The sequence below is a fragment of the Rheinheimera sp. SA_1 genome (assembly GCF_001669775.1).
Taxonomy (GTDB): Bacteria; Pseudomonadota; Gammaproteobacteria; order Enterobacterales; family Alteromonadaceae; genus Pararheinheimera.
This window is the reverse complement of sequence record NZ_LXWK01000002.1, coordinates 76255-87380: the sequence shown is the minus strand read 5'-3', so window position 1 is coordinate 87380 and position 11126 is coordinate 76255. Positions and strand designations below refer to the sequence as shown.

General features: G+C 43.6%; 12 protein-coding genes. 2 read left to right on the top strand and 10 right to left on the bottom strand.

Annotated features, from left to right (window positions below; genetic code table 11):
- Positions 1-122 precede the first annotated feature (122 nt).
- The 7 genes from A5320_RS22090 to A5320_RS00845 form a co-directional block, all read right to left on the bottom strand.
- Positions 123-443: a hypothetical protein gene (locus tag A5320_RS22090; RefSeq protein WP_197489940.1), complete on the bottom strand. Its 321-nt coding sequence runs from the start codon at positions 441-443 to the stop codon at positions 123-125.
- A gap of 106 nt (positions 444-549) precedes the next feature.
- Positions 550-921: a VOC family protein gene (locus A5320_RS00880; protein WP_068059721.1), complete on the bottom strand. Its 372-nt coding sequence runs from the start codon at positions 919-921 to the stop codon at positions 550-552.
- Positions 922-1348: 427 nt separating this feature from the next.
- Positions 1349-1873 (bottom strand): DUF1993 family protein, encoded by a 525-nt coding sequence (locus A5320_RS00870; protein WP_068059715.1) that lies wholly within the window; start codon positions 1871-1873, stop codon positions 1349-1351.
- Between the two features lie 483 nt (positions 1874-2356).
- The gene (locus A5320_RS00860) at positions 2357-2737 is read right to left on the bottom strand and encodes a hypothetical protein (protein ID WP_197489939.1); all 381 of its coding nucleotides are present in this window, start codon (positions 2735-2737) and stop codon (positions 2357-2359) included.
- 581 nt (positions 2738-3318) lie between these two features.
- The gene (locus A5320_RS00855; RefSeq protein WP_068059707.1) at positions 3319-3834 is read right to left on the bottom strand and encodes an adenylate kinase; all 516 of its coding nucleotides are present in this window, start codon (positions 3832-3834) and stop codon (positions 3319-3321) included.
- Positions 3835-4326: 492 nt separating this feature from the next.
- The gene (locus A5320_RS00850) at positions 4327-4608 is read right to left on the bottom strand and encodes an energy transducer TonB (protein WP_068059705.1); all 282 of its coding nucleotides are present in this window, start codon (positions 4606-4608) and stop codon (positions 4327-4329) included.
- Positions 4609-4723: 115 nt separating this feature from the next.
- Positions 4724-4960 carry a DUF3303 domain-containing protein gene (locus tag A5320_RS00845; RefSeq protein ID WP_068059704.1) on the bottom strand — a complete coding sequence of 79 codons (237 nt, stop codon included), beginning with the start codon at positions 4958-4960 and terminating at the stop codon, positions 4724-4726.
- Between the two features lie 243 nt (positions 4961-5203).
- Here A5320_RS00845 and A5320_RS00840 point away from each other — a divergent pair, with 243 nt between their 5' ends.
- Entirely contained in the window at positions 5204-6175 is a 972-nt protein-coding gene (locus A5320_RS00840) for an integron integrase (protein WP_068059703.1), read from the top strand.
- A 58-nt stretch (positions 6176-6233) separates the two neighbouring features.
- On the opposite strand, the gene A5320_RS00835 is transcribed toward A5320_RS00840, so the two are convergent.
- Positions 6234-7364: a hypothetical protein gene (locus tag A5320_RS00835; protein WP_068059700.1), complete on the bottom strand. Its 1131-nt coding sequence runs from the start codon at positions 7362-7364 to the stop codon at positions 6234-6236.
- Between the two features lie 1099 nt (positions 7365-8463).
- Here A5320_RS00835 and A5320_RS00830 point away from each other — a divergent pair.
- Positions 8464-9000 (top strand): carboxymuconolactone decarboxylase family protein, encoded by a 537-nt coding sequence (locus tag A5320_RS00830; RefSeq protein ID WP_068059697.1) that lies wholly within the window; start codon positions 8464-8466, stop codon positions 8998-9000.
- A gap of 145 nt (positions 9001-9145) precedes the next feature.
- On the opposite strand, the gene A5320_RS00825 is transcribed toward A5320_RS00830, so the two are convergent.
- Together A5320_RS00825 and A5320_RS00820 are read right to left on the bottom strand one after the other, a co-directional pair.
- Positions 9146-10075, bottom strand: a complete 930-nt coding sequence (locus A5320_RS00825) for a carbon-nitrogen hydrolase family protein (RefSeq protein WP_068059695.1) — start codon at positions 10073-10075, stop codon at positions 9146-9148.
- 19 nt (positions 10076-10094) lie between these two features.
- Positions 10095-10994 (bottom strand): LysR family transcriptional regulator, encoded by a 900-nt coding sequence (locus A5320_RS00820; RefSeq protein ID WP_068059693.1) that lies wholly within the window; start codon positions 10992-10994, stop codon positions 10095-10097.
- Positions 10995-11126 lie beyond the last annotated feature (132 nt).

Genomic DNA, 11126 nt, shown 5'->3' with positions numbered 1-11126 from the left:
TCAGCTTGTTTAAGGATTGCCATGATTTGGCTATCGGTGAATTTTGATGTTTTCATAGTGAATCTCCTGCGTTTATGTTACGAGAAAATTCTACTTTTGACGTCAGTTAATTTGAGGGGGGATTACCATGCATCATACGGCGTGAAATTAATATCATAACTAAATGGGTCAACTTTAGGCGGTTGCTCCGGCTCCGTTTCGTATATTTGGATTTCACCTGTAGTTTCAAAACCGATTTGACGACCGATAACTCTCAGCATATCAGCAGATTGCTCCGCATCATTTGCCCAAGTTTTAATTGCCATTATTGCCAGACCTTTTCTGCATTCATAACCATCGACTAGATCGCCGACAACCCCATCAGCTAAAACGGTGAAATGTATGTATTGAGTAGTTTCTTTCCCATACCTCAGTTTTAGCTTCCAATATTTTTCGTCTTCCACAATTTTTCTACTTATGAAAGTTAACGTTGAGAGCACGGGCGCCGCGTAACGGCATCCCAGGCCAACTTTGGTTGGCCGAGTGGCTTGAATTGTTATATGGCCGACTTTAAGAATCTTGCCTTATATGCCATAACACACCCGATGGATCTGCTACTTGCATCATTTGAGCACCCTCTTGATCGTGCGGCCTAGAGAATACTTTTGCTGTGTTTCCGTACTTTTCATCGATATTGAGCTCATCAACTTTTGAGCACCAGGCATGTATGTCTTCCACATACAAACAGAACATAAAATTACCTGCCCATTCTTCGACATAGTAATTTTGTAACCAAAACCCATACCCATCAATTTCTAGTCTAGTTGCATTCTCAGTTTCAGCGACTTGAGAGAAGCCTAAGTCTTTATAGAATCGAAGTGACAAGTCGTAATCCTTTGCAGGAACGAATGGTGTTATGCAATTGACTTTATACTTATTCATTCAATACTCACTTATGCAATAAAGGACATATAAATATCAAATTTAGCGCGGGAAAACGCGCAGGCGTTTTGCCGTCGCAGCCCATGCACAGCATTGGCGAATACGATTTGCTTGTTATGTGTTGTTCTCTGGTAGCTCTTTGATAACAACGAAGTAATAAACTAAGTAACCAATCCACGATATAGAGAACGACATTAGAAACCAAATTATTTTGTGCATTCCTTTTGCTTTTTTTGACATTAAAGCAAGCACCCAAGGTAACACCCAGATTAATAACATTACGAATAGCATTAAAATTTGCCAAATACTTACACCGCCCAAAATAAACTCCTTTTTATGAGGCTATGGAAAAACATAACTATAAGCGCACGCGCGCGAACCCTGGGTGAGCGTCGCCACGGCCACAGGCCTCAAAGTGCGCGACTTGTTAGGTGCCACCACGCTCAAATGAAAAACCTGGAGGATACTGATGAAGCCCATCAAAGTCCCCTTTTGTTAGAGGCACGCCTCGAGACCGAGCAATGGCATAAACCATACCTAGGTGGAAATAGAAATTTGGATACGCAAAACGCATTAGAAAATCCTCTGCTTTCATTGAGATTGGCGACGGGCCAGCCATATCTTCAATGACTACTTCGAGGTTGCTATGCTTTTCATCCAAACTTGTAATGTAGTTGAATGTATCCTCAAGTTGAGCCCTTAGATTTGCAAATGATTTAACCTCACGGGAGTACGAATTGACTTCTACGCCCGCAATAGGACAACAGGACCTTAAGGCGAAACTTGCCACAATCTCTACTTGAACACATAGAGGGAACATATCAGGACTAAGTCTTTCATGGAGTATACGTTCATCACCACCAAAATGTTCCTCGACCTTGTCGAGTAAGCTCGAGAGTAACCTCAAGAATTCAACAAAAATTTCAATATGCTTGTTTTTCACTACAGACATTATCTACACCTAACTATCGCCTAAACGGCGAGCAACTTGTTGCGAGTCCAGCGGCCGAAGGCCGCGATGTTTAAGGCACTTGTATGGCATTTGCGCCGCATTTTGTTTTGGGTTGTGTTAAAACAACTGCAAATAAAAAAATGCAAAAAAGCAAAGTAAAAAATGCGGTCGTATTTCCCCAAATTGAGTGGACTAGAAAATCGTAAGTTGGCGCAGATATATGTTCAAGCACCCAAAACATTGCATATTCACCACCTATGTAATTTACCAGTACAAGTAACTCACCCAATTTGGGATGAAAGAGACTAATAGCTCCGCGAAGAATTAATAGGTACGCCGCGAGAATTGATATTACCAAAAGAGATCTTTTAAATAATGTCTGACTTTGATTCAGCATTTGTAACTGCCTAACTATAAGCTTTGGGTCGGCTGGAGCGTAGCGTAAGCCGTCCCAGTCGCGTAAGCGGCGCCAACAGCGCCTTGTTATGTATGGACTGCAAACCGAAGTTCCCCACCGATTATCTCTAACTCACCAAAATCACCAAATACTTGGTAGGTGCTTTCCTGTTTTACCAATACATCAATATTACCGTAGTCAATTGACCCGTCCGGATCTTGGGCGAAACAAACAGATTCGATTGGCAACAATCCATGAACCTCATTTATCCCGACGAATTCGAGAGTAGCCTTTCGGTAACAAGTGTATTCATTAGGCTTGGCCGCAATGTAATAGTCTGACTCTGGCCAAATACTAGCTTCAAGTTCAAAAGCCAGCCTCCCCGGCACAAGACTCCATCCGAGCACAAAGGAATCATTTAAATCGATGCCCTTGAATAAAGAAATCTCAGTCCAGTTCATGCTCATTCACACATACCTATTTGCTTTGGGGCGGACAACGCAACGCGTTGGACGTCCCATCCACGCAGGGACGACCAAGAGCAACTTATTATGTTTTTTGTGCAATGCAAATCAATCGGATCTAAATAGTGCATTTGAAATTGCTATATAAATAAATCTTATTGTCACGAAAGACAATAGAGCACAAAAAACAAACAGCGCCAGACTCAAAATTTGCACCAAGTAACCTAAAGAACTTAGTAGAATCGCAGTTGCAAGTGAGATAATAAAAATATATCTCAGCAATATACTGCTACTTTTAGAGGCGATATATGTGCAATAGCTTAAACTTCCATAAAATCCAACCACAGCGCCTATAAGCAAAGTAAACCAAACACATGGTGATTTGCTTTAAACAATAATGATCCAAAAAGCGTGACTGCACAGCTTACGATGGTGCATTTAAACAAAACTGCTAAATATCGCTCAATTGAGATCAAGTTGAATTCTCATGATGTTTAGACATAACGCCCCAAGCAGGGGATTATTTTGCGTTTTGAGCATAGCGCTGCAAAATATTTCCCACTGCCTTGGATTGTTATATGCATTTATTTGATATTTCGGTATACAAAATTATTTAGCTCAGAGACCGACTTAACAATGTATAATGACTTTTTATCTGACATTGCTTCTAATCTGGCAGTGAAATCGCCATTCCAGAATTTTGGGCATAGCCGTAAAATTTTATAGCTCTCGAGAGTACCTTTTAGTACCGAACTGCCCTCAGGCCAACCTTCAGGTTTGATGAAAAGCCCTTTTAGAAGTCTCTTTGTCACAAACCAGTAGCTTGTTATGTATGGCAGATCAATGTAAACCAATGTATCTGCTGCTTCCAAACGCTGGTGAAATGAGTTTATTGGTCCAAACCCATCAATGATCCAATTTCCAGACGATAAGATACGCTCATGTGTTTCATCGAATGAACTACGATCTACCAGCTCCCCATTCTTTTTGTACACTATCGAATCTAGCTGATGTAACTGTATACCAGTTGCCAACGCAAGCGCTTTGCTTAAAGTAGATTTACCGCTCCCGGGCTTACCAAAAACTGCTATTTTTTTCATACTGCCTCCTTTATGTAAATTATTCCCATGAGGCAGAAATAGAAAACCCACCTCTATGGGGTGGGTTTGATAAACTACAGACACATCAAAACTCCCACCATTCCTATGGAATGATGATAATTCGAGATACTTTGTGTGTAAGATTTAGATTCATACTTATATCCTGCTGAAAGAACAACATCATGTCAACTGGAAGTCGGATGAAGATTGTCTCGAAAGCATATAACACCAAGCGCACGGGCGACAAACCGCCAGCGGTTTGTCGCCCCTATGGCACGCCTTGTTAGCAAGGCCATGCAACAAACAGCACCAGCCGTGCAATTTAAAAACTAACGACAGCAAAACGACAAAACCACGCTGACGAAACGAACAGACAAAGCTACCGAACGTACTGCAAACACACGATTACTCCGATTTCGACTTTGTATGCTAACAACGCCAGGAGAAACCGAGTGAGACGGGAGCGCTGCTGACAGGCCTAGTTAACTTTACTCATTGCTGAGAACTAAAATCTAGTTGCACTTTAATACCAACTTGTCGGACAGCTATGCCATTTTCTAACTTTGGTTCGTATTTCCATTTAGACAGAGCTGTTTTTGCTTCTTTATCAAAGAAACCACTCGGAACAGATTTAATAACTTTTATGTTCTCTGTTGTTCCTTCTTCCGAGATATCAAATAGAAGCTGAACATAGCCTTCCGGGTACTGAGGAACTGTTGTGGTACAGCCACTTGAAAAAGCTGCAATGGTTAATACAGATAATAGGTACTTCATCGGTCTTCACTTCTAAAGCTAACGCCCCGCGCATGCGCGCGAACGCAGTGAGCGTCGCAGGGGTCGCAGGGGTCGCAGGGGTCGCAGGCCCCGAATGACGCGGATTGTTATGTGCTTAGTCAAGCGGGTACAGTTCAAAATCAACAAACTGCTCCCACTTTTTAAACCACACATAAAACAAAGACTCATCATTTGATTCCATCAGTTGAAAGCAGATGTTTTTCTCTATGTTTACCCATGAATTCAAATAGTACAAGCCGTCTGGGAATTGACGCCCCTTAGCGTTGTAAACCTTGTAATTATCTTCCATTAGACCAGGCTTGAAATTCTCAACAGCCATGTACTTCTTCAAAGCTTCTCCTTAGTGGCACATGACAATTTAATAGAATGCAAAGAACCCACAAGACGCAAATTCTGCTGCATTCTTTCATAAATTTTACTCAAAAGAAGTTAACCTTTAACCCACATTAAATCAACCACTTCTACCCAAGTAAACCAAACCAGCTCAGCTCAACAACGGTTTCGTGCCCGCGAGACGGTGGCAAAAAAACTCAGTAAACTACTGTATATAACAACAGCTATTTGCAGATGTGTTATGGCCTCTCCATTTTTAGATTTTGTTCGCGAGCGTATGGTGTTTCAGCGTTATGCCAAACGCACCATTGAAACTTATCTGTACTGGATTAAGTTCTTTATTTTATTTCATAAAAAACAACACCCTGCCGATTTAGGCAATGCCGATGTGGAACGCTTTCTGTCTTTTCTGGCGAATGACCGCCATGTGGCAGTTAAAACTCAAGCCACCGCTCTGAATGCATTAGTCTTTTTATACCGGCATATTTTGCGCCGTCCACTGACAATTCAACTCGATTTTAATAAAGCCCGCACGCCGCAAAAATTACCTGTGGTACTCACCCGGCTTGAGGTGCAGCAACTTTTATTCGGCATCGATCCGCGTTACAAATTACTGGCGCAACTTCTCTATGGCAGTGGATTGCGATTAATGGAAGCGGTGCGACTGCGGGTCAAAGATATCGACTTTGACTATCTGTCAGTGATGGTTTGGCAAGGCAAAGGCAATAAAAACCGGCGGGTCACGCTGGCACCTGAGCTTATCCCCGCCCTGCACGCACAGATCAAAAAGGTGGATGAGTATTTTCAGGCCGATCTGCTCAACCCCGATTATGCTGGAGTCTGGTTGCCTTTTGCCCTGGCGCGCAAATTCCCGGCCGCGCCTAAGTCGTTAGCCTGGCAGTATTTGTTTCCTTCTTACCAATTGAGTCGAGATCCTGAATCGAATCTCATCCGTCGGCATCATTTGGATGAAACCACCTTGCGCCGAGCCATCAAATCAGCTGCTTATTTAGCGAAGATCCAAAAAAACGTCACTTGCCACACATTACGCCATAGTTTCGCTACCAACTTACTTGAAGCCGGTGTCGATATCCGCACTGTGCAGGAACAACTTGGCCATAGCGATGTGAAAACCACCCAAATTTATACCCATGTCTTGCAGCGTGGTGGTAATGCGGTTAAAAGCCCGCTGTCGTTGTTATTGCAGTCGTAAATGCGCGCAAACGACAATTGTTGAGCGCATAAACTGCGAAACCAAAGTTTTGTCGAATTCAATTAGTTAATTTTTTCAGTTCTTTACGGATATCTTTTTGGGTTGAACGTTCGGTCGTTATCTCTAATGCTTGTTGATAACTTTTTACTGCAGTTTCTTTATCTGCGACATCTTTGCTAAGCTCGGCATAGACCATCAAATAATCGACATATTGCTCATCTCTTACTTTATCGCCGCTCAGTAATAAAGTAAGCGCCTCAAGTGCTTGTTGTTTGTCACCATGATTTTGGAGTGCAAGATAAGCCGACGACATACAAGCCTCCTGCCACTGTGGCAGCTGTTCTACTGTAATAGTTTTTATTTTGCAGCTATCGACAAATAATTGCTGAGCCCCTGTTTTATCGGAAAAAGTCCACAATAAGTTTGCCGCGCGATTCATTAATACCACATCATCATTAAATTCAGACTGGATAGTAGTGACCGTTTTTTTTGCTTCTTTGGCGTTTTGCGTATTCTGCAAGTAATCCATCAAAGCGAGGTAGTAATAGTGTTTATCGAGGTTTGCCAGTTTGTCGACGATGGCTTTTGATTCTTTCTTATCAGAATCCAAAAAGCCGCTTTCTATAGCGAGTGCTTTTGCCGCTTCAACCAGATATTGCGGATTTTCCGGCTCTAATTTCGCGGCAATAATGTAGCTGTCATTCGATTTATCCACCAATCCGAGTTTGTTAAACAAGCTCGACTGCTCTTTTATTTGGAACCAAAGCTTTCCTGCAAAATAACGCACTTGTGCGGAGTTAGGATGACGTTCGGTTAAGGCTTCAAGTTGCGCTTGCTGGTCTTTTTGATTGGTGGCAACAGCGAGCGCAACCTCAAGGATCTCAACTTTGACATCTTTACTTTCGATTGCCTGCAGTTTACTGGCAAGCAACTGATATTGTCTCTGATAGTAGGCTTGCTCAAGCTCTCTGAAACTATTGTTAACTGGTGACGCTTGGACAAACGCTGCGGAGCAGATATACAAAGCGCCAACAATCAATCTAACAGTATCATTTATCATCTGATTTTCCTTCACTGCGCTGGTTGAGTGGATGGGTTTGTCTTTTTGCAATTTTGCGCTAAAGCTTAAACGACACACCGGACGAAACCAACCCTGTGAACCCACACCATTTTGTAACAAAAAACTCATAAATTTACCCCCATTTTCCGCGATTCCCGGTTTGGGCGCATTTCCAACCGCACCTATCAAAAATGGCACTTGTTCTTATGCCATAGGGCAATCACCAAATCATGCAAAAGCGATCTAGTGGTAAAACTGTTGTTGTTGCAAACGTGAAGAACGCGAGTGTTTGCTGAATAATTTTTTGTTGGCACTTTTGTTCGATGGCGCTGCGCTTATCAAACCTACAGTATTTTCTTGTTTAGCAAATCGGTGCATTTTACCGATAAAAAAACCGGCGCTATTGTTGGCGCCGGTTTTTGGAGTTCAGTTTAACAAACTGTCAGCGTGTAATTAAGTTTGTGACTACCACCTTTTAAAAATCAATAAGTTACAACGCATGAAATTTAATTAAGATTGTGACTATGGCCAGTAAAACGACCAAAAACCTAAAAGTAGTTTTAATTAAGTTTGTGACTCGCCTTTGGCAGGAATTAAACGCGATACCGTAATAAAAATTTCCATTTATAGAGCAAGTATCCGAAAGGATCGATGATGATCATAGCTGCTAAAACCGTACCTTGTTAACATGTCCAAAACAGTCTCGTTAGACGGCAGCACATCAACAAACACGCGCTTTTTATATGTTTTCCGCAAGCAAGTTAAAACATGTAAAATAAACGAGTGCCGATACGCTTGATACTGATCACTTATAACACTGTCAGTTCAGTTATCCGTTACTGCCGTGATCGCACCACATGTGAATGGCTGTTTATCGACAACATTCTAAGCGTGAATTATTATGTCGTTGCACTGTGCATAAACAACAGCCAAGTTTACCCGACCAGACTACACGACTATCCTCAAAAAACAGCTCTACTAGATTGCAGGGTGTCGCTTCACTTTGGCGCATTACCTCCAGTTTTCACATCCATCGCATCATCTGCCTTCTGCCCACGGTTGGTCGCCCAGTTTTAATCCTCACAGCTCATTAATTCATTTTTAGGAATAATGAATTAACATTTTCAGGTATTCATGCAAAATATTAAGTAATTATAATGAGCTCATTCGCAACACATTCCATTGCGATAACTGAGCAAAACCACTTAATTGAGAGAGAGAGACCATTATGAGCCGCATTAATACTGTTACTTTTGAAACTGCAAACGCCGAACAGAAAGCTTTGCTGGAAGCCATCCAAGGCCAACTGGGAATGGTTCCTAACTTCCTGAAAGTGTTTGCAAACTCGCCAGCTGCACTAAAAGCGTTTTTAGGTCTGCATGGCATTGCCAACGATGGTAGCCTTGATTTACAAACGCGGGAGCGGATCGCCGTTGCGCTGGCCCAGCAAAATTCATGTGAATACTGCCTGTCAGCGCATTCTGCTATCGGTAAAAAGGCTGGTTTATCTGGTGCTGAAATTGATGCAAACCGTGCTGGCTCAAGCCAGGATGCTAAAGCCGCTGTTGCCGTAAAATTAGCGCGCTCACTGGTTGAACATCAAGGCGATATCACAACGGCTGATCTGTTAGAAGCCAGAAACGTCGGTTATACCGATGCAGATATCGTTGAAATCATCACGCACGTTGGCATGAACATCATGACCAACATTCTGGGTAAAGCGAGCCGTATTGAAATCGACTTTCCAAAAGTTAGCCTGAACTAAGGTGAACACTATGGCGCCCTCTGTTGCCCAACAACAGAGTCGGCGCCAATATTAGATGCTCGTTCAAATGTGTTGTCCTGTTTAAAGCCAAAGCAATCATCGTGGATGAACCAAAAACTATGATTAACTATTGCCAGGCGCACCGTTAGAGCTTTTGAGTGTCAAAAGATCGGGCATGTACAGCAAAGTCGAAAATATCCGGACGCGCTGAGTGTCCTGCAACATCAAGACTGCGACGAGCAAAGGTTGTCTGTGACAAATCGATGTCTGCATAAAAAACCCCCTGTTGTTGATGCCACGGGCCCGCTATCACTTGCCCATTTGGTGCAATAACCACTGAATCTCCTGGATTTACCCATTCATCAGGATCTGGATAGGCTTGAGTCTGACTTAGTATTTCCGCGGCAAGATCGGCGGCTTGAAAGGCATTATTTGCACTAATGACCCAGCAGCCACTTTCGCGGGCGATGTGCCGCATTGAGCTGAGCCAGGTATCACCACTGTCGTAAGTGGGTGCGATATAAATATCCATGCCTTGGTTATATAAGGCGTAACGCGCCAGCGGCAGGTAATTTTCCCAACAGATCAAAGTACCAAGTCGGCCTGCTTCAGTGGAGCACACTTTCAGGCCGCTAGCGTCACCTTGGGCCCAAACCATTTTCTCTGCATTGGTGGGAACCAATTTACGATGACGATTTAGTAACTCGCCATTCTGGCTGATGATCAATGCCGTATTAAACAAAGCCGTTTGGCTGCCTTGATCAGCCCGTTCGTTGATCCCACAAACTACGCTGATATTGTGTTCGCGTGCAGCGGCGAAGATCGGCGCTAGTTGTTCACTGTTGAGGCGACAAGCTTGGTCAACCAACGAACAATGCAGCGCAGCGGATTGTGCATGATCGGTGCCAGGGCGCAAGCGCCAAATCCAAACCGGATACCCTGCGATAAATGCCTCAGGAAATACCAGTAATTTGGCACCAGCTGCCGCTGCTAATGCAATGTTGTGCACAACGGTTGCGATACCGGCATCGCGATTTAAAAATGTTGGTGCTAACTGAGCAATGGCAATTTTCATGGTCTTTAACCGCCTAAATTTAGTTGAGTGACTTATCCGCACGCAATTTCTCGGCAACCAAATCAATAAAAGCTCGGATCTTTACTGATGATTGGCGGCCTTCCCGATGCAGAATATGAATAGGCATCGATGGCAATTCAAATTCGCTTAAAATAATCTTTAGTTGGCCCGATGCCAACTGGGGTGCTATTTGATAAGAAATAAGCCGGGTAATACCAAGACCTTCAACTGCGGCTTCTATCGCGGCATCGTTACTGGTGACTGTGAGTCGAGGTTTAATCCGTAAGATGGACGTCTGCTTATTGTCGAGAAAGCGCCATTCGACATTCGGACCGAGGTTACTGGCTACGATGATCGGATGGTTATTCAGATCGTCAGGGTGCAGTGGCAGACCATGTTGTTCGATGTAAGCCGGTGACGCGCAGACAACCCGGCGGACCGTGCCGACTTTTAATGCTTTAAAACTGGAGTCACTCAGTTCTCCGATCCGTAATGCGACGTCAACGCCTTCTTCGAGCAGGTTCACAACGCGATCTACAAACATCGCTGACACTTCAGTGTCCGGATATTTCTGTAAATATTCGACAATAGCTGGCATCACGTACATCCGGCCAAACAAAACCGGTGCCGTGATGACTAAATGGCCTCGCGGCGAGCCGTTGATACCCACAGCCGCTTCGTCGGCTTCTGCCACTTGGGCCAGTATCCTTTTGGCATCATCCAGATAGCGCTGTCCAGCGTCGGTCACCCGAACATAGCGGGTCGTTCGGTTTAAAAGTTTAACTCCCAATCTATGCTCAAGATCCGCGACAGCTCGCGTGGCAGCAGGCGGAGAAATTTTAAGTTTTCGGGCGCCGGCAGCAAAACCTTCACATTCGGCGACGGCAACAAAGACCTGCATTTCGGTAAAGCGGTCCATACAGTATTCCGTATTTGTAAATAATGAATTGTTATTTACGAGTATTCCTCATTTACCAAGTCCTTGGCAACATAACAGCCTGATTTATTCCGCCACGTAACCTCGGCTTTAACCGAGCTTAGACATGCTGGT